Origin of the sequence: Singulisphaera photorubra (assembly GCF_045290345.1) — a bacterium.
Taxonomy (GTDB): domain Bacteria; phylum Planctomycetota; class Planctomycetia; order Isosphaerales; family Isosphaeraceae; genus Singulisphaera.
This window is the reverse complement of the sequence record NZ_CP155447.1, coordinates 2,454,418-2,476,891: the sequence shown is the minus strand read 5'-3', so window position 1 is coordinate 2,476,891 and position 22,474 is coordinate 2,454,418. Positions and strand designations below refer to the sequence as shown.

Sequence of the window (22,474 nt, the reverse complement as noted above, 5' to 3'; positions counted from 1 at the left end):
CATCGATCGGACATACAGACCGGAGCCAGGTCATGGCCAAACACGAGTCGTCCGACGGCAATGGAGTTTCACGCCGCTCCTTCCTGGTGCTTGCGGGTGCTCTGCCGCTCGGCCGATTCCCGCTCCCCCCGTTGGAGGAGGAGGACGGCGATGAGGATGGCTCCGCAACGTCCTGCGAAGTCAGGCGCCTGCTGCTCGCCCCGACGCGGTGGGGTCCCGACGACCGCAACTTGCTCTGGAGGGAGGTAAACCAGGCAGGCGAAGTGGTCGTGAAGTTTGGGATGCCCGAGTCCGACGAGGAGGTCGAAGAACTCGACGCGTTCGCAGCGGCGGCGGCGCAGGTCGACTGGGACAAGGTCATCATCGCCGACGTGCCATTTCCGAGGGCTGACCCGCCTCGTCAAGCTCACGCTGGAACGTCAAGAGATCACCGATGCCGCTCTCGCTCATCTCGCCGGGATGACCGAATTGGAGGAACTCTCCCTCGACAGCGTCGAAGGGATCGTCGGCCCTGGACTCGCCCACTTGGCGGGTCTGCCCCGGCTGCACACCCTCGACCTGAGCTGGTCCGGGGTGGCCGACCTGGCCGGAATCGCCGGACTAACCCGGATTATTCAAACTCGACTCAATAAAGAGGCCTCTGATTTCGTCTAATGTGTTACTACAACGACACATTCGACGCCACCAGAGGCCTCCCTATGAGTTTACACTCTGTTCCGCCGGTGTCATTGGATTTCTTGGCCTCGCGGCCTGTCGAAATCGAAGTCTCTTCCTCACCGCTTTCCAGTGATGCCGGACTGCTGCTCATACGCCAGTTCGACGAGCGAATTCACCTCACGGAACAGTTCGCTGCCGCCCTTCAGGACACTCGAAATCCTTCGCTCGCCCGCCAGTCCATTGCCACGATGGTCCGGCAGCGGATCTTGGAATCCTCGCCGATTACGAGGACCAGAACGACCACGACACTTTACGCTCCGATCCCGTCTTCAAACTCCTCGCCGGGCGTCTCCCGACGGCCTTGACCTCGCGAGTCAGCCAACGCTCGCGCTTCGAGAACGCGGTCTCGATCGCCGACCTCTGGAGGTTACGGGATGTGATGGTTGACCTCTTCATTCAGTCGTTCGATCGGCCGCCCAACCATCTCACCTTCGACATCGACGCGTTCGACGACCCCGCACATGGCCAGCAACAACTCACTATGTTTCATGGCTACTATGAACAGAATCAGTATTTGCCAATTGCCATAACGTGTGCAGAAAACGATATGGTTCTCCTCGTGGACTGAGGTATGGCACCTGTGCTGCATTCTTGGGGCCAACAACGATCTGCGATATCTGGTGGGGCGATTGCGGGCTGTCTGGCCTGACGTGCAGATCCATGTCCGAGGCGACAGTGGCTTTGGCGTTCCCCTAATGTATGACGTCTGCCAGGAATTGCGATTGAGCTATACCTGGGAATCGGCATGAACTCTCGGCTGCGGGCCATGAGTGACGCTCTCCTGAAGGACGCCCTTCAGCAATACGAAGAGACTGGCCAACCTCAACGGTTGTTCCTTTGCGTCGAGTATCAGGCCGACAGTTGGCTCGCCCCCAACCGGTCGTGATCAAGGTCGAGGTCCATGCCCAGGGACCAACCGGCGAGCCGTGGTCACCAACCGCCCTGGCTGTCGCGTTCTCCCACAGGCGATTTATGACGAGTACACCATGCGGCGAGAGCGAAACCGGAACAAAGAACTGAAGACCGAGTTGCTGGCCGACCGTCTGAGCGACCACCGGTTCATGGCGAATTACTTCCGTCTCTACCTGCACACGGCCGCCTTGAATCTGCTGGTGCGACTCCGTCAGGCGGTGGTTCAAACCCTGCCAACGTCGGCCGAGTTGAATCTGCCAGCCGATTTTCCGACAGAAGCGATCGACGAGCCGAATCGCAAGCGGTTCTTTAACAAACGTCGCGAGCGTGATCCGCTGGGAGGTGGTTTCGCCAGCACCTGGCGGACTCGTTTGATCAAGGTTTCGGCGGAAGTGATCACCCGCGCGAGGCGAGTCATTGTGCGACTATCCAGCAGTTGGCCTCACATAGATCACTTTATGGAGGTCAGTCGAGCGGTGAATATGCCCCCTCCCCAACCTTCCCCGGGATAAGCCGGATTGATCCACGTCGGGGAGCGTAAAGGCCGTTTGGAACGCTATGGGGAGGGGGAAGGTACGCCCTCGACTTGCACGATGCGATCCTGAAATTAGGCCAGGTGCGTTCTTGAACACCATATCATCGAATTCAGTCCCGTCAGTTCCCAAAATGGCCCGAAGCCTGACGGGTTTGAATAATCTGGGCTAATCCACCTGAAAACGCTCGACCTCGAACGAAGCCAGGTCACCGACGCTGGGATGGTGCATCTCGAAGCAATGAACCAGCTCGAGATATTGAAGCTCGGCGCTCTCCCGATTGGCGACGTCGGCTTGGCCTCAATCGGCAAGCTGACACGCCTCCGCGAATTGGAACTGGACCCATGCGACATCAGCCGCGTCACCGACGCCGGGGCCATTCACTTCCGGGGCCTTGCCCGCCTCGTCAAGCTCGACCTCACGTCCCAAGCTCTGACCGACGCCGGCCTCGCTTCCTTCACCGGGATGACCGACTTGGAGGAGCTCGACTTGAGCTATAACCAGGGAATCGTCGGCCCCGGGCTCGTCCACTTGAAGGACCTGCCGAAGTTGAAGCGTCTGAACCTGATCGGCACCAAGGTGTCGGACGCCGCCCTCCCCGTACTCGTGGTCCTCGCTTCACGCACTTACCTGGATTTGCGAAACACCAGGGTCACCGAGGACGGCCAGGCCCGGCTTGCGAATGCCCTGTTATGAACAACAAGGATCGTGATCGCATGGGTTTGATCCAGCAAGTCCTGCAGGATCTTGGCCGGGCCCCTCTATCAACAGATTCCCCGGATGCACCAGTAAGGGAGTCTTCCATATTGCATCGCTCCTCTGATCGTACTATAAGCTTAGGCGCCGCTGACGTTCGATTCAGGTCCGGATCCTGAGGCTTCCCCGCCCCATTTCATCGGAACATCGTCCATGCCAAGCATCTCACCCCAAGGGACAGGCCCGCTGGTCGAATTCTTCCGGCCCCTCCTACGTCTGTTCGGCTTCGATCCGCAGAAGGCCCAGCAAAAGGCATGGCTCCGGAAGATCGCCGTGGACCCCGAGAATCGGCCGCTGCGGCTGGCCTATGCGGACTGGCTGGTCGCCCAAGGTGATCCGCTCGGTGAGTTCATCCGGATCGACGACGAGCTCGAGGACATGGGACCCGATGACGAGAGGCGCAAGCCGCTCGACGATCGATGGGCGTGCCTTGCCGAGGAACACGCGAAGCGATGGCTGGCACCACTGAAGCAGTTGGGCCTCGAGCCGCTGATCGGCGGCCGGTTCTATCCCCACATCTGGATGCGTCATGGGATCGTCGAGGAGGTCTCGATCGACCTGCCGGGTATCCTCCCCGAACAAGCCGACCGCCTGTTCGATGCCGCTCCGGCCCTGCGGAAGATCGCCCTCCAGAGCACCCGGGTCGTCTCCACCCCGAACGGGACCGAGTTCATCGAATTCTACCCGGACTTCCCCACCATCGCGGGCTTGCCGCACCTGGAACAGATCCGCTCCCTCGAACTCACTTCGCAGCACGCGTTGACGGCCAAGGATGTCCGGTCGCTGGCCTCATCGCCCTACCTCCGGAATCTGACCGAGCTCGACCTGGGCTACAACTCCGAACTCGGGTCGGAAGCAGCGCGTGCCCTGGCCGAGTCGCAGACCTTGACCGGCTTGAAAGACCTCGGCCTGCAGAGCTGCTCGTTGGGCGAAGACGGGGCCAGGATCCTGGCCGATTCGGCCAACTTCGCTCAGCTCACCCGGTTGAAAGCGGGGGGGAACGAGATCGGCATCGGAGGAATGCAGGCGCTGGCGGCCTCTCCACATTTGAAGGGCCTCCGCGAGTTGGACGCCTCCGAGAACGAGGGCGGCCCGGAGGGGGCCCGGGCCCTGGCGGATTCGCCCAACTTCGCCGCGCTGACGGTTCTCGAGTTCGGAGAGAACGCAATCGGCGTGGAAGGGATGCGGGCCCTGGCCGCCTCGCCCAACCTGGCCCATTTAACCTCGCTGAGCCTCCCGAGGAATGACCTCGGTTCGGATGGGGCCCGGCTCCTGGCGGCATGCCCCCAATTGGCCCAGCTGACCGTGCTCAACCTCAACAGCAACGGGATCGAGGCCGAGGGGGCCGAGGCCCTGGCGGCCTCCGACCACCTGCGACGCCTCGACGATTTGAACCTCGCTTACAACCCCATCGGAGATGCCGGAGCCCGGGCCTTGGCGGCCTCGCCGATCCTCGCCGGCCTGACCCAGTTGGACTTGCGTCAGTGTGGCATCGGCGCGGACGGGATCGCGGCCTTGGCGGCCTCACCCGGCCTCTCCAAAATCACCATCTTGAACCTCGGAGACAACCCGTTCGGCCTGGAGGGGGCCCGAGCCCTGGCCGATTCGCCCCACCTCACCCGGCTCGATCTCCTCTTCCTGGATGACGTGTCGTTCGGAGAAGAGGGAAAAGAAATCCTGCGGTCGAGGTTCGGCAGCGTCGCCTCCTTCTAGCAATCGGACGCCCGACTTATCATGACGACACGTGTATGCACTGTATGTGGCGTCGTGGAGACCCGGGAGGGAGGAGGGCTGGGAGGGGACCTCTGCTGTCCGGCCTGTGGGCGGTCCCTGCCAACCGCGTCGGCCGCCCCCGACTTCCCCGCCGCCGCTCGATCGGGACTCACGACCGGAGCAGCGGCCGGGCACCGCCTCCCCTTGTCGCCCTCCATCATCGAACTCAGCAAGAGTCACCGGGTCACCGGGATGGCGCCCCCGCAACGGATCGTCTTCGCCCTCCTGGTGCGGACCTTGCAGAGTTACCGGAGCGACCGCTTCATGGTCGTCTTCGGGTTCGTCATGATGCCCTTCTTCGCCGGCGCCGGCTTTCTCGGCGGACTCTTCGCGATGACGGCCGCCCACGTCCTCCTGGCCGCGCTCAGCCGATGGGCCGACATCGAACTGGAATACGCCCTCTACGCCATCCCGTTGTTCATCCTCCTCTTTGCACACTGGCACAAGTCGCTGGAACGCGAGCGCGAGATCGTCTTCCACTTCGAGGGCGGGCAGGTCGATGGACTGGAACTGGGGCGGCTCCACGAGATCTTCGAGACGTCCGAGCCAAGCACCCTGGGCCTCTTCCTCGGCATCTGCTTCGGCGCCCAGATCGGCCTGCTCCAATTCACCCCCGATCACGCCGGACTGCCAATCCTCGGCGGTTTCGCGGAGTCGGCCCTCCTCACGCTCAACAACGCCTGCCACGGAATCTTCCTGGACACGTTCGAGTTGTACAACCTCGATTGGGGTAAGAAACCCGAGCACAACTACTGGTCGGCGACGATCTTCTATGTGTTCCGACTGGCCTTCGACGCCTTCGCCCTGCTCTACGTCTACGGCGCCTACCGCCGCTATCGACTCCGGCTCCTCTTCCAGGGATTCCCGAATGATCCACGGCGCGTCGACGAGTTCCTGGACTGGATCGAGGCGAGATGCGGGGACAAGCACCGATGGCCAAGGCATTACTTCGATGAATTCCTGTTCCTGACACTGGCCAAGGAATACCTTCGAGGCAACCTGGCCCTAGTGCGCCAGGTCAGCCTGCAATTCCCCAACCTCACCGTCTCCGACGACGTCCGCTCCGCATTCGTCGGCCCGAAAGGGGATGTGATCTTCCGGGGAATGGGAGCGCCGAAGCGCCCGGCCACCGTCACGACCAAAGGCAAAGTCGATCGAGACTCGCTCGACTGAGCCTCCACCATCGATATCAACTACGGAACACGTGAAAAATCACATACAAATTTCGATTCAATGAAATCATTATTACAACCTGACTCATTTTTCGAGTCTGTCGCAAGGAAACCGGGCCGTCTGTCTGCCCCGGAGGCCGAAATTCGCGGGAGAATCTCATTCCCACGCCCTTCTGCGTGGGAATGAGATCCCGGTATCCTTGCTACAGTCTCATTTTATCCGTGCTTTCCGTGGTGAAATTCCCCCGCTCCTACTTCGCGAATCGCTTGAAGAACGAGTCATCCTTCCAGCGCGGGCGTTCGTCCCGATTCGCGACCCGCTCCAGCAACTTCGCGACCAGGACGTCGAACTCCGCGGCCGCGATCTTGTCCACCGGCTGATCCAGGTCGTCCGAGGGGGCGTGGTAACGTTTCGTCAGCCATTCCTTCGCGATCCGCTCTTCCGGCGACCCTTTCTCGAAGCCCAACTTCAGTGCCAGTGACGGGACACCGACCCGGATAAAGCTGTACTGATCGCTCCGGATGAACACGTTCCGCTTCGGCTCGGGGTCGGGCTGAGACGCAACCCCCAATGACTTCGCCACCTCGGTGACGTCTTCGCCCAGGTCCGATTCGTGCAGGCCGTAGACCGTCAGCAGCTTGAGCGGAAAGAGCGGCAGGTACATGTCGACATTGATATCCGCGACAATCTTTCGGGCGTCGACCGTGGGACGGGTTGCGAAGTAGCGCGACCCGAGCAGGCCCTTCTCCTCGCCCGTGACCGCCACGAACAGGACCGAGCGTCGTAAGGCCGTCCCCGATTCCTTGAGCGTGGCCGCGATCTCGAGCATGGTGGCGATGCCCGCCGCGTTGTCCATCGCGCCGTTGTAGATGGCGTCGCCGTCGATCGGCTTGCCGACGCCGAGGTGATCGAGGTGCGCACTAAAGACGACGTACTCCTCCTTGAGCTTGGGATCGTTGCCCGGCAGCACGGCCGCGACATTCTGCGATTCCACGGCGGCCCGCTTGACGGCGGTCTTCGCTTGCAGCCGGGCCGGGATCGGGAAATGGGGCAACGGCTTCCCCGCGTCCGCCGCCTCGAGAATTTCCTGGAACGTGTAACCCGAACCGGCCAGCCACTTGTCCGCATGGGCCGGGTTGACGGCGATACCAATCTTGAGTCCATGGCTCTCATCCAGCGCGGGATCGGCCAGTTGCATTGCCGGCATCAACCGCGCGAGGGTCGAACGCTCCCAAGGAATATCCATATTCTTGGGATTCGGGATGGCGACCGTGCCGATCGCGCCCAGTCGGCTCAGCACGCTCGCTCGTTCGTGGGCCGACTGCATGTGGGCGGCCAGTGGCCCCGGAATGGACGGAGGGGGGCCGGAGAGATAGACGACCACCTTGCCACGAACGTCCAGGCCTTTGAAGTCGTCATAGTCGGCCTCGGGAATCGAGAGCCCGTAGCCTGCGAAGACGAGTTCCGCGTCCAGCGCCGGGGCAGGGTCGACGCGTAAGCCGATGTTTGCGTCCTCCCCAAGGGTCAGAGTCTCCGTGCCGGATTTACTCACCAAGACGAGGCTGGAGTGGCTCTCGTCGAGCTCGCTGGACTTGAGTTGGACCGGCTGAAAATAGCCGTCGGTGCCGGCTGGCTTGAGACCGGACTTCGCAAACTCCTTGGCGACATAGGCGGCCGCTTTACGATGGCCTTCCGTTCCGGTATTCCGCCCCTCGAGCGAGTCGTCGGCCAGGAACCGGACATGCGACCACCAGCGGGTCCCGTCCGGCTTACCCTCAGCTTCCGCCGAGGCGGCGACCGCCACCAGTGAGGCCATTGCCAAGCAAGTTGATTGCCAAAGTTTCATCAGTGAATCCGAAGGGGTCTTCCGTTGTGCCACGGTGGTGCTGGGCGACCGTCTCACCCGTTTCTTCCCGCTTTGGATTACACCTCATTACGATACCCAGGGCAACCCGCGTGTCCGATCACCCAGCAAGCTCGAACACCGCGGCCTGGAGCGAGCACGGGCTCGCGTCGGGCTCATGGCTCTGGTAGAACGAATTCATGGTTACCGTTTAAAAAGCAATGATCCGCGACAGAGTTAAAGGAACGATGATTTTCGCGGTTTCCGCAACAGGATCGTTTACAGCCGCGCGGCCGGGCCGGAATCCCATCGCGGTTCTCACCCTGTCGCGGATCCTTGTTAAAAAGCACTTTTAAACGAGGCTGCATGAATCCACAATCACCGAATTCGGCAGTCCTCGAACCCGTTCGCATCCTCGGTTCCCCGGGATTGACCGACTGGCTCCGCGACCAGCGGCTGAGCCTTGCCTTCACCACCTATCAATCGGGCAAGCTCTTCCTCGTCGGCCGCAAGCCCGACAATTCACTCGCGGTCTTTGAGCGAACGTTCAATCGCGCCATGGGGCTTTGGAGTGATGGCCAGACGATCTGGCTGTCATCAGCCTATCAACTCTGGCGGTTCGAGAACGGCCTGGCTCCGGGGCAAGTCGACGAGGGTTTCGATCGGTCCTACGTCCCCCGCGCCGGCTACACGACCGGCGACCTGGACATCCATGACGTTGCGCGGAATGTGGCGGGACAGGTGGTCTTCGTGAACACACGCTTCAGTTGTCTAGCGACACTTTCTGAGCAGCATAGTTTCACGTCGCTCTGGAAGCCCTGGTTCATTGATCGGCTGGCCCCCGATGACCGTTGCCACCTCAACGGCCTGGCGCTGGTCGACGGCCAACCGCGCTATGTGACGGCGTCGGCCTGCACGAATTACCCCGAGGGTTGGCGCGACCAACAAACCGACGGCGGAGTGGTCATCGACGTCTTGCGCGAACGGATTCTCGTGGACGGGTTGTCGATGCCCCACTCGCCCCGGTGGTATGGAGGCAAGCTCTGGCTTCTCGACTCCGGGAACGGAACGCTCGGCTGGGTGGATCCTGCCCGGCCCGAGTTCACTCCGATCGCCGTCTGCCCGGGATACGCGCGGGGCCTCGCCTTCGTGGATCATTACGCGGTCATCGGCCTCTCACGCCCAAGGCGCGGCGGGATCTTTGGAGGCCTCAACCTCGACGATCGTCTGAGTCGCGAGGGAATGTCACCCCGCTGCGGCCTGATCGTGGTGGATCTCGATTCCGGTGAAATCGTCCACGGCCTGGATATCCATGGCCCGATCGATGAACTCTACGACGTGGTAGCCCTTCCCGAAGTAGTCCGGCCGATGGCTTGGGGCTTCAAGAACGACGAGATCAGTTACACGGTGGCCACGGATGGACTCTCCAGCGTGCCCTGGAGAGCGAACTCTTGCCGGTGAACCGAACCGCCAGCCGTCGCGTCATCCGACGTGACGCCACGGGCTCGATTCCCACGGAACGCCGACCCCGTTTCTCCCTACGACCAACGCAATCGGCCAGGGCATCAACCTCGGCCCAACGCACGGCCCACCATCCCAAACTCCACTCTGACAAGGAGATAAGAATGGCGAACGGTGCCCACCCACCGAAAAAAGATCGGATTGGGACTCAGCTCACGCCGAGATGATCTCGGTGGTCTCGGCAACCGAAGCAGCGGACTTGCGGGCCTGACGCGCTCCCATGATCAGAAGGTAGACCACCCAGAGCCCGGCAGGCAGCAAGGTCATGACGAGCAGGAGCGTCGACGATTGCCCGGCCGCCTCACCCACCCACGCCATCAGGAAGCCGACCGGTACCGAGCCAACGACCAGGGCCAGCACGAACCGTCCGAAATGCATGTGGGCCGTGCCGGCGAGCAGGGTCATGACTTCAGGCACCACCGGAAAGGCGCGCGACGCGATGATCCCCGCCGTCCCCCACGAGTCGAAGAAATCGCGGAACTCCGCCAGTTCCTTCTCACTCGCCAGCAGTTCGATCCCACGACGCCCCAGCAGTCGAGCGACTCCGTATGCTGTGATGCCCGCGAGCACCGACCCAATCGCTCCGATCAGCCCCCCCAGCAGCGTGCCGTACATCACCCCCAACGACGCCATGATCGGGGAAGTCGGGATCGGCAAGACCAGGTCACCGATGATCAGTGCGATGGCGATGAGCCACGCATACGGCTTCGCCGAGATCAACCACTGTTGATAGGACTCGGAGGCGAAATAAGCGTCCATCCGGTCGTGCCAGAGGAAGTAGGGCGTCAAGATCAAGGCCACCAGGGCGACGATGAGGATGATCAACTTGTATTGGAATCGCATGAGCCGCTACTCTCCAACGAACGCCCGAGACCCAGCCAATCCGCTCATCATCGGCTCAAAGTCCCCGTTGACCTTAATGGAAACGAACTCAACTTGGTTGTCGTCGGACTGAATCGACCGGCGAAAATTCCGGCGGCGACGTAAGAGATCTTATCATCAACCCGGCCAACGCGGATCGCCGCTCCTGGGCCCGCACTCCCGTGGGAACGGGACGCAAAAACAATGATCCGCGACAGAGCTAAAGAACTGATGATTCTTGCGGTTTCAGTAGTACGGCCGGCCCGGCCGTAATTCCCAGATTTGTAGTAGCACGGCCGGCCCGGCCGTAATTCCCTGGGGTCGGCGCAAGTCGGAGGAATTGCCCTCGGCCGAGGGGGATACGGCCGGGCCGGCCGTGCTACTGATTCGAACGGAGCGGAAATCCAGCGTGATTCTCGCCCCGTCGCGAATCGTTGTAAAAAAAGAAGACACGGTGGCCGACAATGAGTCGGCCGCCGTGTCAGTGGGGGGGTTGAGGTTCAGAGCCAGTCGTCTGACGGGTCGGATCGGGTCAGGTCAGGCAAAGATCTCGCGGACGACATTGCCGGCGACGTCGGTGAGGCGGAAGTCTCGGCCCGCGTAGCGATAGGTCAGGCGCTCATGGTCGAGGCCCATCAGGGCGAGCAGGGTCGCATGCAGGTCATTGGTATGCATGCGTCCCGCGACGGCGGTCTGACCGTACTCGTCGGTGGCCCCGTAGGTGAAGCCCTTCTTGACCCCGGCGCCGGTCAGGATCATGGGATATCCGGTGATATTATGGTCGCGGCCGTCGGGCCCCTGCGCGGTCGGGAGGCGTCCGAACTCGCTGCCGAAGATCACGAGCGTGTCATCGAGCATGCCGCGCTGGCCCAGGTCGGTCAGCAGTGCCGAGGTCGCCTGGTCCACGGCCTTGCTGTTCTTGATCAGATCTTTATGCAGGTTGTTGTGCTGGTCCCAGCCTGGCTGGCAGATCTCGACGAACCGGACGCCGGCTTCGCTGAGGCGGCGGGCCATCAGGCACTGGCGGGCAAAGCTGCCTTCGGGACCGTCCTTCACGCCGTAGGCTTCGCGGACGTGCTCGGGTTCGCTGGCAATGTCGAGCAGCTCGGGGACCTTGCCTTGCATCTTGAAGGCGAGCTCGTAGGACTCGATGATGCCGTCGAGTTGTTCCGGAGCGCTGGGGTTGGTCCCCAGGTCGCGGTTCATCGACTGGAGGAAGTCCAACTGCTTGCGTTGGAGCTTCGTGGTGACCTGGGCCTTGAGGTTGGGCAGGTAGCCGGTATCGCTGATGCGCGTGCCCTGGAAGTGGGCGGGCAGGAAGGCGCTGCCGTAGTTGATCGCCCCGCCGAAGTTGGGCGAGGGGTTGATGGTGATGTAGCCGGGAAGGTCCTGATTCTCGGTCCCCAGGCCGTACATCAGCCAAGAGCCGATCGACGGCCGGGTGAGCGACGCCAAGGCGGCCCCGGTGTGAAGTTGGATGACGGCTTCGGGGTGCGCGGGGGTATCGGTGTGCAGCCCTTTGATGAAGCAGAAGTCATCCACATGCTTGGCGATGTTCGGCAAGAGCTCAGAGATCCAGGTCCCCGTCTGGCCGTATTGCTTGAACTTGAACTTGGAGGCGGTGAGGGTGCCTCCCCCCTGGCCGATCTTGCCGTCGTCCTTCTGAAGTTGGGGCTTGTACTCGAAGGTGTCCATCTGGCTCATGGCCCCTTGCATGAACAAGAAGATGACGCGCTTGGCCTTGGCCGGGAAGTGGGGGGCCTTGGGAGCGAGCGGGCCGGGGATGGCCGGGGAACTCTGGTCCGCCGCGCGGGCCGACTTCGGCACGGTCTGGCCGAGCAGGTCGGCCAGGGCCAGGTAGCCAAAGCCCGCGCTAACGCTTCTGAGAGCCTGGCGGCGTGAAAGCCGGCCCCCAGTGGGGCCGGGGGCGTACGGATTGAACATCGGCTGGTCCTTTGGTTCGATCAAACGATTAAAGGCGCGTGCACCTCAATAAAAACCGGCTTATTTGACGTAACGGAATTCGGCCGAGCCAATCAAGACCTGGCACAGGCTGGCCCAGGCGGCCGCCTTGGGGGTCGAAGCCCGAATGATTTCCTCGACCATCGGCGCCTCGGCCTCGATCACCTGGTCCGGGTCGATCACCGGGATGGGCTTCACCGGGGTCTTGTCGGCGGCCGTCTCGAGCTTGGGCTGGGGCGTTTCCTCGACCTTCGCGGGCTCAGGCGGAGCCGGCTCGGCGGCCACGGCGGCCTCGTACTCGGTCAGGTAGCCTTTGGCCTTCTGGAGTTCGGCGGCCGTGGGGGCCCGACCCAAGGTCAGACGGAAGGCCGTGGCCAGGCGGGCGTCTTCATCAAGCTCAGCGCGGGCCAGCAGGGTCTCCGCGAAGGCCAGCGAATTCTTGCGCACGAAGGGGTCGTTGAGCAAGTAAAGAGCCTGAGGGGGAACCGTGGTGTTCGCCCGGCTGCCGGTGACCATCCCTTGCTCGGCGAAGTCGAAGACTTCCAGCGAGGTCGGCGTCAGGCCGCGGAGCAGAGGGAGGTACACACTGCGGTGGCGGCTCTCACGCGCCTGGTCCAGCAGCTTGCGAGCGTCGACCCCGTTATTGCGGAGTTCGATTACCTTGAAGCCCTGGCCGAGCGAGCCCTCGAGGCGGTTGGCGGCCAGGGTGCCGGAGACCAGGAGGGTCGCATCACGAATCTCCTCGGCATCGAGCCGGCGGGGGGCGTGTCGCCAGACCAGCTTGTTCGCCGGGTCGACCGACTCATTGGCCGAGTTGGCGTCGGACTTGAGCCGGTAGACACGCGTCAGAACGATGGCTCGGACCAGCTTTTTGACCGACCACCCTTCCTGCACGAAGCGGTTCGCCAGGTGGTCGAGCAACTCGGGGTGTGACGGAACGTCTCCGGTCAAGCCAAAGTTATCGACGCTGGAAACGATCCCCCGGCCGAACAGATGCTGCCAGACTCGGTTGGCCATCACCCGCGAGGTCAACGGATTCGACGGTGAAGCGAGCCATTGGGCCAGTTCCAGGCGGCCGCTCTGCTCGCGATTCACGGTGGGCTGGCCGGGCAGTTCCAACAGGCTGAGGAAACCACGCGGGACGACCGGCCCAAGCTTCTCCGCCTCGCCGCGAACGCGAAGCTCAGTGTCACCGATCGTTTTGGAGTCGCGCACGCCCAGCACGATCTTGGCGCCATTGGCCGCGGGGTCGCTCAGGGCCACCAACTCGGCTTGCAGGCGGTTCATCTTCTGGCGGGCCATCTGCCGCTTGGGGCGGCCGTTCGGCCCGGGCTCGCCTCCCTTGGGATCGTCTCGAAGGATCTCGAATGCCTTCTTGGCCTCGGTGTGGGCTTTCTTGGCGGCCTCAACCTTCTGGCCAACGCCTCTGTGTCGACGCCCTTGCCGGTTTGGCCGTCAACGAGCAGCATCTGGGTGTCGTAGTAGTCGAGCCCGCCGCCGCCCATCTTGTTGCGGAGGCCGGCCAGGATATCGGTGCTCTTGAAAATCCCGGCCAGGGCGTAATAGTCCTTCTGCGGCACGGGGTCGAACTTGTGGTCGTGGCAGCGGGCGCAACTGGCGGTGACGCCGAGGAACGAGCGAGTCACGGCGTCGATCTGCTCATCCACGTTGTCCATGACATAACGGATCTTGAACCGTTGATTGACGTCCTTGACGCCCACGGCCAGGAATCCGGTGGCGACCAGGTGCTCCGAGCGTTCGAGCTCGTCCGAGTGGGGCAGGAGGTCGCCGGCCACTTGCTCCTTGAGGAACTGGTCGAAAGGCTTGTCTTTGTTGAAGGCGTCGATCACGTAGTCGCGATAACGCCAGGCGTGGGGCATGGGCAGGTTGCGCGACGCGCCGGTGGATTCGGCAAAGCGCGCGACGTCCAGCCAGTGCCGGCCCCAGCGCTCGCCGAAGGCGGTCGAGGCGAGCAGGCGGTCAACGACGGCCTCGTAGGCCCGCTCCGACGGGTCGTTGATGAACGCATCGACTTCGGCCGGGGTCGGGGGCAGGCCGGTCAGGTCGAAGGTGAGGCGACGGACCAAGGTCTCCCGGTCGGCGTCTCCCACGGGGGCAAGCCCATGCTTCTCGAGCCCGGCGAGAATGAACGAATCAATCAGGTCGGTCGGCCACGAGGCGTCGGCAACCTTGGGAGCTTCCGGCGACTTCAAGGGCTGCCAGGCCCAGTGCTCTTTCTTGAGCTGGTCGTACTTGGCGTTCGGCTTGCCCACGGTGACAGGCACGCCCACGCTCGGCCAGGCGGCCCCGTCCTTGATCCAATGCTTCAGGTCGGCCACCTGCTCGTCGGTCAGCTTCGACTTGGGAGGCATCTTGGGAGCGTCATCGCCGTGCGTCACGGCCTGGATGAGCAGGCTCTCCTCGGGATCTCCAGGCACAACGGCCGGGCCGCTGTTGCCGCCATCGACCAGGCCGTTTCGATCATCCACCCGCAGGCCGCCCTTGGAGTTGGTGTTGGCCGAGTGGCAGGAGTAACAGTTGGACACCAGGATCGGGCGGATCTTCTTCTCGAAGAACTCCACGGCCTCCGGCTTGGCGGTTGGCTCGTTCGCCCCACCGAAGGCCGATCCGACCGCGCCGAGTGCGAGCCAGAACGAGGCGAGCGCTCTTATTCTTGTTGAGTGGGAGGTCATGAACGTTCTTCCTTCAATCTGGCCTGACTTTGGCTTGGAAGGGAGGTCAAGGCCGAACGCCGGTTCGGCGCTTTCGTCTCTAAGGGTGCGTGTATGTGGGTGTGAACCGCGGTGGGGCATCATCGCTTGGACTTCAGAGCCAACTTCTTCGCGGTCCCCGCGGCGGGGCGCAGGTCATAGTCGAACTTGTTGTCGCCCCCCTGCGCCACGTCTGCAGCAAGACGCGAATTGATGTTGAACTGAGGGGGAATGACTTCCTTCTGCTCTGGAACAGGATTGCCAGGATCATCCGGGTTAGGCAAAATTCTGCCGGTCGCCTGCTTCGACCAGATGTCGACCCGGTGCGGTCCGAGACCCGGCCCTTCCTCGCGGGTCAATGAGAACTGACCGTCGAGGATCAGGCCGCTCACAACCAGCTCTCCCCCATTGGCGGGAGTGAATGTGATCAGGCCCTTCTCCAGGGGCTTACCATCGAACGTGACGGCTCCGTAAACGGGTTCACGCGGCGGGCCATCCGCCGCACCGCCGCAGCCGAAGGCGGCCACTGAAATGGCGATGGACAACGATCGGAAAACCAGTGCGCGGCGCAACATGTGAGGCTCCAACTCCCCTGACGAGATCTCGAAAGACGCAATGCGTGGCCCAGCCGAGTCCGTGAGAGAGGTCCCGCTCGCTTGGGGGGTGCGAGACCTCGGACTTGAGCCAGGCCCGTACGGGACAACTCAGAAGGCGTCGGCGGAAATGATCTCGCCTTGGGCTCGCGAGCCGAGCGCCCAGACCGTGGGCAGGGCCACGCTATCTTTGAGGAAGCGGACCGAGCCATCGGCCAGCAGGATGTTGGCACCGCCCGAGTGCAGGCTACTTAGGCCCCAAACGCCCGGGGTCTGAAGGGTACCGCTGGCGTGGGTTGAGCAATTGGGATACTTGGGGTTGGGGCCCAGGAGAACGTTGCCCAGCGAGTAGCCGACCAGGCCGAGCGACCAGTTCTGGGCGAGCGTGGTGCTCTTGCCGTAGTAGCCGTTCCTGTCCTTGGCCGCGGCACCGCACTGCGTGATCCACTGGAGGAATGAAGCGGACAGGCGGGGCATGGTCAACGAGCCGTCGTTACGCTGGGTGCCGGCGGGGAAGCTACCAATGAAGATGATGTCCGTGGGGATTGTCGTCACGCTGGGGCTTCCGCTGCCGGTCCGCCACTCGCCGAACGCAATCGTATTGCTGGTCCCGTCCGTGACTTCGGCAATCCCGTGGCTACGCCCCTTATCGCCGACGTATTCGAACACGCCGTTGGGAGGTCCACCGCTCTGCTGACCGGCGAATTCCATCGACGAACCGACCGAGGCGAAGTAATTCCCGCCCGGCGCTCGCACGGCGTTCAAGACGGCACCCGACGCCTGGTGGTTCCACGACGGGGTAGGCGATGACGGGCAGAGCATCACTGCGACACGGGCCGTCGTCGTGGTCGAGTTGACCCTATTGCCATAGGGATCGTCATTGAAGCACGCCAGGTTGAAGTTCGCGGCGTTGTAAAGCGCCGTTTGCTCGGAGAAGCCCAGCAGCCGGACATGGGCCGAGAAGTCACGGTTGTTGCCCAGGGTAAGGTCCGCGCTACGACCGAACAGGGCCCCGGGAGGGAATGAGTCAAAGGTGCTGTGATAGTTGTGCATGGCCAACCCGATCTGCTTCAGGTTGTTGGTGCACTGGGCACGCCTGGCGGCTTCGCGTGCGCTCTGGACGGCGGGCAGCAACAAGGCAATGAGTACCGCGATGATGGCGATGACGACCAGCAGCTCGATCAGCGTGAAGCCACGACAAACACGTGGCGAGTTCGCCGACCAGGAATGGTTTGATGCAGATTCGGTGGAATTTCCGGAAAACAATCGCGTTGGCGACACATGCGACTGAGTCAACATGAGAAAAACCGACTTTCTCTCTCGGAAACCTCCGGATGTCCGGTCGGTCGCGTACCGGTAGAGTGAGATATGCCTCTCGTTATCGAGTCGGCTCTATAAGCTAAAGGTCCTGGATGGCTAAGGGGTGGGTCTGCGTCAGCGGCGAAGTCGTTCTTTCTCAATCCGCTCGATCTGGACCACGACACCGTCCTGGATGATCACCCGCACCTCGCCGAATCGAATGCTCCCAATCGCCGCTTTGATGTGATCCAGCTCTTCGTCGCGTGAGACGGTCGTTTTGGACGCGGCTCGGTGGTCTTCGTGTTGGGTCATAACGTGTTCCAGCATGCTCACCTCGATCGGTCGCGAGAGGCCCAAAGAAACCGATTCGGACGACCCACGGCGGCAACGTCTGGGAGTTCCCAACTCAAGGGCTACGGACGCATTATTATTTCGCTCAGGCTCGTCGTCAAGAGCACCATCACAATCTCGATCAAATTTGTCGGCTTTAGTTTCGACTCGAGTCAATCCCGAGCGTTCGCATGCCCCTTTGGGATCGGGGGATAGGTTGAACGCGTTCTGAGCGTCGGTAATCAACGTCGGCAATGAAAGCGATGCCAATTAGAGATAAGGGGAGAGCAGTCGCGCGGCCCCGTCGCGAAGTTTGATCGGCAAGTTGCGGGCATTGAGCACATCGGAGGTCACAGGAACGGCGTCACGAAGTCGGTCCTGGAACAACTGGTGGAGGCGAGTGGCGAACTCAACTCCGTAGCATTCGAGGTTGAACTCGAAGTTGAGCCTGAGGCTGCGGGGGTCCAGGTTCGCTGAGCCGATGAAGGCCCAGCTCTGGTCCACAGTCATTAGCTTGGTGTGATCGAAGGGGGGCGGCGAGAACCAGACGCGGCACCCGACCTCAACGAGCGGCAAGAGCTGCGCCATACAGGCCCACTGGACTAGCTTGTGGTTGTTTTCGCTCGGCAGGAGGATGTCGACTTGCACGCCTCGAAGGGCGGCGACCTCCAGGGCCGAGATCAAGCGAGCATCGGGCAGAAAGTAGGGGGTCGCGATCTCCACCGTGGATTTCGCGCAAGCCAGGCCACCCAAGATGAGATTGAGCAGGTTGTCCCGATCGTCATCGGGGCCATCAATGACACCCCGGGCGAGAACCTCCCCGGCCGCTTCGATGGACGGGAACCAGCGATCACCTTCAAGGATCTCACCGCTGCAAAAGGCCCAATCGTCGGCGAAGACCTGTTGCAGGTGGGAGACGGCCGGGCCCCCGACCCGGAAATGCAGGTCGCGCTTCGGGGCGAGTGGACGCATTTCCCAGTGATATTCTTCAAGAATGTTCATGCCGCCGGTAAAACCGACGGTGCCGTCGACCACGAGGATTTTGCGGTGATTGCGAAGATTGAAGTAGGGCAACCAGACCGGGACAAGCGTGGGGAGAAACTCGGCGGTGGGCACCTGGACCTTTCTCAGGGAACGGGCCACCGACCGCCAGGAATACCGGGCCCCGACACCATCAATCAAGACCCGGACCTCGACACCACGGGCGACCGCCCGGGCCAGGGCGTCGACAAAGAGCCGCCCGGTCCGGTCGTTGTTGAAGATGTAGGTACACAGAGCGACCGACCGCGTTGCCGCCTCGATCGCTTGAATCATGGCGGGGTAGGCCTGGTCGCCGCCGTCGAAAATCTCGAACTCGTTCCCGGCAAGTAGCGGCCACTGCGTCACGCGATCGCCGAGTTGCACCAGGGAATCCAGCGGCGATCCCTCCAGGGACGGGATCGGGTCGAGGATGTCGGGGAGATAGGGGCCCACGGCATGCGTGACAAGCGACCCGCCTCCCCGGCGCATGTATTGGGCCCGACGATTGATCCGGTTGATCCCCAAGAGCACATAAACCACAGTGCCGAGAATGGGCGAAAGCCAGATCAGCCCAATCCAGCCGATCGCGGATTTCGTGTCTCGCTTATAGAGAATAACATGCACGGAGGCCACCACACTGACGACGATATCCACGCCGGTGATCAGAAAGGGCAGCAGAGAAGTGCGAAGGTCGAGCATAATCCTGACGGCCCAAAAAAAAGGGGGGAGACCGGAGTGTCTGTGTGCCAACGAGATCAAGCGACCTGCTTGACAAGGCGCTCTGGTTTAGAAGTATGTAGGATCGGAAGGATCGCGATTTTCGCGGAGATCGCGAATCGTCCTGCAACATCGATGCCCATTGTCGCAGGTTCGCATAATCGTGAGTTCGCCGCTCGTCTTGGACTCCCAAAAAGGTTGGCGAACGAAGGCCGGATGACACGAAGCTGCCGTGGACAATCAGAATCAGGGGAGGCGACATGACCGGAGAGGAAGCGAAAGGGCCCGGTTTGGCTCCGAACCTGGTCGTCCTACAATCGCGACGTCGGCCGCTCGACGCGATCTTCGCGCCGAGGACGATCGCAGTGGTCGGCGCCACCGAGCAGGCGGGAAGCGTCGGCCTGACAATCCTCGAAAACCTGATCGGCAATCCGTTCGGGCGAACGATCTTCCCGGTCAACCCGCATCGGTCTGAGGTGTTAGGGGTCACAGCCTACCCTCGGCTGGCGGACGTGCCCGAGCCGATCGATCTCGCGATCGTCGCGACCCCGGCCACAACGGTGCCGGAGGTGATCGGCGATTGCGCCTCGGCCGGGGTTCGCGGCGCGATCGTGGTCTCGGCCGGTTTCAAGGAGGTGGGGGCCGCGGGCGCGGAGCTCGAGCGTCAGGTCATGGAGCAGGCGCGGCGCGGGCAGGTCCGGCTCATCGGGCCGAACTGCCTCGGCGTGATGCGGCCCTTCAACGGGCTCAACGCCACGTTCACCAGGCGGATGGCGTTGCCAGGGGGCGTCGGGTTCCTCAGCCAGAGTGGCGCCTTGTGCGATGCGATCCTCGACTGGAGCCTGCGTGAGAACGTCGGTTTCAGCGCGTTCGTCTCGGTCGGCTCGATGATCGACATCGGATGGGGCGACTTGATCGACTACCTCGGTGACGACCCGCACACCCGCTGCATCGTGATCTACATGGAGTCGATCGGCGATGCCCGCGCGTTCCTCTCGGCGGCGCGTGAGGTGGCCCTGACCAAGCCGATCATCGTACTCAAGGCGGGCCGAAGCGAAGCGGCGGCACGGGCCGCGGCCTCACACACCGGCGCGATCACGGGGAACAACGACGTCCTCGACGCGGCCTTCCGCCGCTGTGGCGTGCTCCGCGTCGACACCTTGGCGGAGATGTTCGCGGTCGCGGAGATTCTCTCCAAGCAGCCGCGTCCCCGTGGCCCCCGCCTGGCGATCGTCACCAATGCCGGTGGCCCTGGCGTGCTTGCCGCCGACGCCCTGCTCAGTGCGGGCGGCGAACTCGCTCAGTTTTCGTCCGAGACCATGGAGACGCTGAACGCCTGTCTGCCGGCCCCCTGGAGCCATGGCAACCCGATTGACATCCTCGGCGACGCCAGTGCCGATCGCTACACCAAAGTCGTGGAAGCCGCGGTCCAAGACCGGGCCACCGACGGCCTGCTCGTGATCCTGACGCCCCAGGCGATGAGCGAGCCGACGCAGACCGCCGAGTCATTGAAGGCCTACGCCCGCGTGGAAGGAAAGCCGGTCCTGGCGAGTTGGATGGGCGGGGCCGACATCGCGTCGGGGGTGGAAATCCTCAACCGAGCCGGCATTCCCACCTTCGTCTACCCCGATACCGCCGCGCGGGTGTTCCACGCGATGTGGCGGTCGACCTACAACCTCCGCGGCCTCTACGAGACCCCGACCTCGGCCGACGATTCCCTTGATAACACCAAGGCCCGCGCCGCGGCCGAGGCGATCGGCACGGCGGTCCGCGGGGCCGGACGGACGATCCTCACCGAGTTCGAATCGAAAGAAGTGCTCGCCGCCTATGCGATCCCAACGGTCGAGACGAAGTTCGCGAAGGACGAGGACGAGGCGGTCGCGGCGGCCGACGCCCTCGGCTATCCAGTCGTGCTCAAGCTCGCCTCGGAGACGATCACGCACAAGGCCGCCGTCGGCGGGGTCCGTTTGGACCTTCCCGACGCCGTTGCCGTCCGCCGCGCCTTCGCCAAAATCGAGGCCTCGGCGCGCGAACAGACCGGGACGAGCGCAGACCGCGAACCCTTCCAGGGGGTGACCGTTCAGCCGATGATCCGCCGCGACGGCTACGAGTTGATCATCGGCAGCAGCCTCGACCCACAGTTCGGCCCGGTCCTGCTCTTTGGCTCGGGAGGCCGGCACGTGGAAGTCTTTCACGACTGGTCGCTGGCTCTACCGCCGCTCAACACGACCCTGGCACGGCGGATGATGGAGCCGACCCGAGCCTACGCGGCCTTGAAGGCTTCGCAAGGCGACGACGCGATCAACACCGCCCGGCTGGAGCAACTCCTGGTCCGGTTCAGCCGGCTCGTGGTCGAGCAGCCCTGGATCAAGGAGATCGACATCAACCCCCTGCTCGCTTCGCGCGAGGGATTCCTGGCGCTCGACGCGCGAGTCATCGCCCACGGCCCTGAGGTCCGTGAGGGCGAATGGCCACGTCTTGCGATCCGCCCTTACCCGACGCAATATGCCGTCCCCTGGACCGCCAAGGACGGAACCAACATGCTGATCCGTCCGATCCGCCCCGAGGATGAACCCTCATTCATCCAGTTTCATGAGCGACTCTCCGAGCAGAGCGTCTCGTTCCGCTACTTCCATGCGATGAAGCTGGGCCGGCGGGTGGCGCACGACCGCCTGACCCGAATCTGCTTCAACGACTACGACCGCGAGATGGCGCTGGTGGCCGACTATCAAGATCCCGCGACCGGAGCACGTGAGATCCTCGGCGTCAGCCGCCTGATGAAGCAGCATGGCCGCAACGAGGCCGAGTTCGCCCTCCTCGTCGTCGACCGCTTCCACGGCCGGGGCCTCGGCACGGAACTGCTTCGCCGCCTGGTGAAGGTCGGACGCGACGAGGGGCTCGATCGGATCAGCGCCGACATCCTCCCTCAAAACCGCCCGATGCAACTGGTCTGCAAGCATCTTGGCTTCCAACTGACACGAAAACCAGGAGACGATGTGGTTCGTGCCATCCTGGATCTTCGTGGTACCGACCCGGGCAGCAATCTGCCCATGGCTTGATCTCAAACCAGGCCGTCGAGCACGAGGACCGAAACGCCAAGAGTTGCCCCCAGAAAGGCTTCCCTTGGGACCGCGGGTGCCTCGACCACGGTCCCGGAAGCACGAACCAGGCTAAGGCCGGGATGCCGCGAGACGTCTTATGAGCTCATTTCGGGACGAACCTCCAGAACTCCGACGAACGTGCAAACCGCCGTGGCGTGCTACTTTGTCGTTCCGGCCGATCGAACCAGTTCAACGCCGCTGGCACGAATCGAGACCTCAGCACGAGAGGCCGGCCAGCCTGCGACTCAAAAGTCGATCCACCTTTTCCAACGTCGGGAAGGTCGTAAAGTCGAGCGTCTTTCCCGCCTCAGCGAGCGTCGCCGGGGGCCGAATCGGCTCGCCGGCTCCCTGAGCGAACGCCGCCAATGGAATCAGCCCCGTAACCAAGGCAAAGCCGCAGGCAAACGATTGAGTCGACCGGAGCCGGCAACCAAGTGAGGCCCGAGCGAAACCAAATATATTAATTTATTGACTCTTCAACATCATCTACCTTGATTATGCCGATCCCAGTCCACGGCCAACCCTTGCGTTTCGTCGACCTCTGTGCGATCTATTGAGCCGAAACGTGTGACCGCGGATTGCTGCCATTACGACGGCTGCGAATCATGTTCGCACACTCGACGTCGCGGTGCAGGTCATCAGCCGCTCATCA

The 22,474-nt window shown here is 62.7% G+C and carries 18 protein-coding genes and 1 pseudogene; 9 read left to right on the top strand and 10 right to left on the bottom strand.

Features of this window, described 5'->3' with window-relative positions; translation table 11 throughout:
• Positions 1-68: 68 nt before the first annotated feature.
• Positions 69-410 (bottom strand): hypothetical protein, encoded by a 342-nt coding sequence (locus tag V5E97_RS09435; protein ID WP_406699070.1) that lies wholly within the window; start codon positions 408-410, stop codon positions 69-71.
• 58 nt (positions 411-468) lie between these two features.
• On the opposite strand from V5E97_RS09435, the gene V5E97_RS09430 reads away from it, so the two are divergent.
• The 7 genes and pseudogenes from V5E97_RS09430 to V5E97_RS09400 all read left to right on the top strand — a co-directional run bounded on the left by V5E97_RS09430 (position 469) and on the right by V5E97_RS09400 (position 5,864).
• Positions 469-654: a hypothetical protein gene (locus V5E97_RS09430; RefSeq protein WP_406699069.1), complete on the top strand. Its 186-nt coding sequence runs from the start codon at positions 469-471 to the stop codon at positions 652-654.
• Positions 654-1,285, top strand: a pseudogene (locus tag V5E97_RS09425) (transposase). The gene V5E97_RS09430 and the pseudogene V5E97_RS09425 overlap by 1 nt, the downstream one beginning before the upstream one ends.
• Positions 1,286-1,462: 177 nt before the next feature.
• A complete protein-coding gene (locus V5E97_RS09420) occupies positions 1,463-1,603 on the top strand; it encodes a hypothetical protein (protein ID WP_406699068.1) in 141 nt (46 codons plus the stop codon).
• A 40-nt stretch (positions 1,604-1,643) separates the two neighbouring features.
• Positions 1,644-2,141: a transposase gene (locus V5E97_RS09415; RefSeq protein ID WP_406699067.1), complete on the top strand. Its 498-nt coding sequence runs from the start codon at positions 1,644-1,646 to the stop codon at positions 2,139-2,141.
• A 243-nt stretch (positions 2,142-2,384) separates the two neighbouring features.
• Positions 2,385-2,858, top strand: coding sequence for a leucine-rich repeat domain-containing protein (locus V5E97_RS09410; protein WP_406699066.1), 474 nt, complete (start codon positions 2,385-2,387; stop codon positions 2,856-2,858).
• 213 nt (positions 2,859-3,071) lie between these two features.
• Positions 3,072-4,631, top strand: a complete 1,560-nt coding sequence (locus V5E97_RS09405) for a TIGR02996 domain-containing protein (protein WP_406699065.1) — start codon at positions 3,072-3,074, stop codon at positions 4,629-4,631.
• 21 nt (positions 4,632-4,652) lie between these two features.
• Entirely contained in the window at positions 4,653-5,864 is a 1,212-nt protein-coding gene (locus tag V5E97_RS09400; protein ID WP_406699064.1) for a hypothetical protein, read from the top strand.
• Between the two features lie 250 nt (positions 5,865-6,114).
• Here V5E97_RS09400 and V5E97_RS09395 read toward each other — a convergent pair whose 3' ends face one another.
• On the bottom strand, positions 6,115-7,710 hold the full coding sequence (locus V5E97_RS09395; RefSeq protein ID WP_406699063.1) for a M28 family metallopeptidase: 1,596 nt from the start codon (positions 7,708-7,710) through the stop codon (positions 6,115-6,117).
• Between the two features lie 363 nt (positions 7,711-8,073).
• Here V5E97_RS09395 and V5E97_RS09390 point away from each other — a divergent pair, with 363 nt between their 5' ends.
• Entirely contained in the window at positions 8,074-9,168 is a 1,095-nt protein-coding gene (locus V5E97_RS09390) for a TIGR03032 family protein (protein WP_406699062.1), read from the top strand.
• A gap of 213 nt (positions 9,169-9,381) precedes the next feature.
• Here the strand turns inward: V5E97_RS09390 and V5E97_RS09385 are convergent, their stop codons facing one another.
• The 8 genes from V5E97_RS09385 to V5E97_RS09350 form a co-directional block, all read right to left on the bottom strand.
• Positions 9,382-10,071, bottom strand: a complete 690-nt coding sequence (locus V5E97_RS09385; RefSeq protein WP_406699061.1) for a TVP38/TMEM64 family protein — start codon at positions 10,069-10,071, stop codon at positions 9,382-9,384.
• Between the two features lie 555 nt (positions 10,072-10,626).
• On the bottom strand, positions 10,627-12,033 hold the full coding sequence (locus tag V5E97_RS09380; RefSeq protein ID WP_406699060.1) for a DUF1501 domain-containing protein: 1,407 nt from the start codon (positions 12,031-12,033) through the stop codon (positions 10,627-10,629).
• A gap of 60 nt (positions 12,034-12,093) precedes the next feature.
• Positions 12,094-13,353 (bottom strand): DUF1553 domain-containing protein, encoded by a 1,260-nt coding sequence (locus V5E97_RS09375; protein ID WP_406699059.1) that lies wholly within the window; start codon positions 13,351-13,353, stop codon positions 12,094-12,096.
• On the bottom strand, positions 13,335-14,744 hold the full coding sequence (locus V5E97_RS09370; protein WP_406699058.1) for a DUF1549 domain-containing protein: 1,410 nt from the start codon (positions 14,742-14,744) through the stop codon (positions 13,335-13,337). Before V5E97_RS09370 ends, V5E97_RS09375 begins: the two co-directional genes overlap by 19 nt.
• A gap of 119 nt (positions 14,745-14,863) precedes the next feature.
• The gene (locus V5E97_RS09365) at positions 14,864-15,337 is read right to left on the bottom strand and encodes a hypothetical protein (protein WP_406699057.1); all 474 of its coding nucleotides are present in this window, start codon (positions 15,335-15,337) and stop codon (positions 14,864-14,866) included.
• A 129-nt stretch (positions 15,338-15,466) separates the two neighbouring features.
• Positions 15,467-16,654 (bottom strand): DUF1559 family PulG-like putative transporter, encoded by a 1,188-nt coding sequence (locus V5E97_RS09360; protein ID WP_406699056.1) that lies wholly within the window; start codon positions 16,652-16,654, stop codon positions 15,467-15,469.
• A 135-nt stretch (positions 16,655-16,789) separates the two neighbouring features.
• Positions 16,790-16,981, bottom strand: coding sequence for a YezD family protein (locus tag V5E97_RS09355; protein WP_406699055.1), 192 nt, complete (start codon positions 16,979-16,981; stop codon positions 16,790-16,792).
• A 273-nt stretch (positions 16,982-17,254) separates the two neighbouring features.
• The gene (locus tag V5E97_RS09350; RefSeq protein WP_406699054.1) at positions 17,255-18,703 is read right to left on the bottom strand and encodes a phospholipase D-like domain-containing protein; all 1,449 of its coding nucleotides are present in this window, start codon (positions 18,701-18,703) and stop codon (positions 17,255-17,257) included.
• A gap of 278 nt (positions 18,704-18,981) precedes the next feature.
• Here V5E97_RS09350 and V5E97_RS09345 point away from each other — a divergent pair, with 278 nt between their 5' ends.
• Positions 18,982-21,780, top strand: coding sequence for a bifunctional acetate--CoA ligase family protein/GNAT family N-acetyltransferase (locus V5E97_RS09345; protein WP_406699053.1), 2,799 nt, complete (start codon positions 18,982-18,984; stop codon positions 21,778-21,780).
• The last annotated feature ends 694 nt before the right edge of the window (positions 21,781-22,474 follow it).

What these genes read in the sequence shown, in the direction of transcription:
- V5E97_RS09420 (WP_406699068.1), top strand. Translation starts at nt 1,463, where the DNA reads ATGAACTCTCGGCTGCGGGCCATGAGTGACGCTCTCCTGAAGGACGCC.
- V5E97_RS09410 (WP_406699066.1), top strand. Translation starts at nt 2,385, where the DNA reads ATGGTGCATCTCGAAGCAATGAACCAGCTCGAGATATTGAAGCTCGGC.
- V5E97_RS09405 (WP_406699065.1), top strand. Translation starts at nt 3,072, where the DNA reads ATGCCAAGCATCTCACCCCAAGGGACAGGCCCGCTGGTCGAATTCTTC.
- V5E97_RS09400 (WP_406699064.1), top strand. Translation starts at nt 4,653, where the DNA reads ATGACGACACGTGTATGCACTGTATGTGGCGTCGTGGAGACCCGGGAG.
- V5E97_RS09395 (WP_406699063.1), bottom strand. Translation starts at nt 7,710, where the DNA reads ATGAAACTTTGGCAATCAACTTGCTTGGCAATGGCCTCACTGGTGGCG.
- V5E97_RS09390 (WP_406699062.1), top strand. Translation starts at nt 8,074, where the DNA reads ATGAATCCACAATCACCGAATTCGGCAGTCCTCGAACCCGTTCGCATC.
- V5E97_RS09385 (WP_406699061.1), bottom strand. Translation starts at nt 10,071, where the DNA reads ATGCGATTCCAATACAAGTTGATCATCCTCATCGTCGCCCTGGTGGCC.
- V5E97_RS09380 (WP_406699060.1), bottom strand. Translation starts at nt 12,033, where the DNA reads ATGTTCAATCCGTACGCCCCCGGCCCCACTGGGGGCCGGCTTTCACGC.
- V5E97_RS09375 (WP_406699059.1), bottom strand. Translation starts at nt 13,353, where the DNA reads ATGGCCCGCCAGAAGATGAACCGCCTGCAAGCCGAGTTGGTGGCCCTG.
- V5E97_RS09370 (WP_406699058.1), bottom strand. Translation starts at nt 14,744, where the DNA reads ATGACCTCCCACTCAACAAGAATAAGAGCGCTCGCCTCGTTCTGGCTC.
- V5E97_RS09365 (WP_406699057.1), bottom strand. Translation starts at nt 15,337, where the DNA reads ATGTTGCGCCGCGCACTGGTTTTCCGATCGTTGTCCATCGCCATTTCA.
- V5E97_RS09360 (WP_406699056.1), bottom strand. Translation starts at nt 16,654, where the DNA reads ATGTTGACTCAGTCGCATGTGTCGCCAACGCGATTGTTTTCCGGAAAT.
- V5E97_RS09355 (WP_406699055.1), bottom strand. Translation starts at nt 16,981, where the DNA reads ATGCTGGAACACGTTATGACCCAACACGAAGACCACCGAGCCGCGTCC.
- V5E97_RS09350 (WP_406699054.1), bottom strand. Translation starts at nt 18,703, where the DNA reads ATGCTCGACCTTCGCACTTCTCTGCTGCCCTTTCTGATCACCGGCGTG.
- V5E97_RS09345 (WP_406699053.1), top strand. Translation starts at nt 18,982, where the DNA reads ATGACCGGAGAGGAAGCGAAAGGGCCCGGTTTGGCTCCGAACCTGGTC.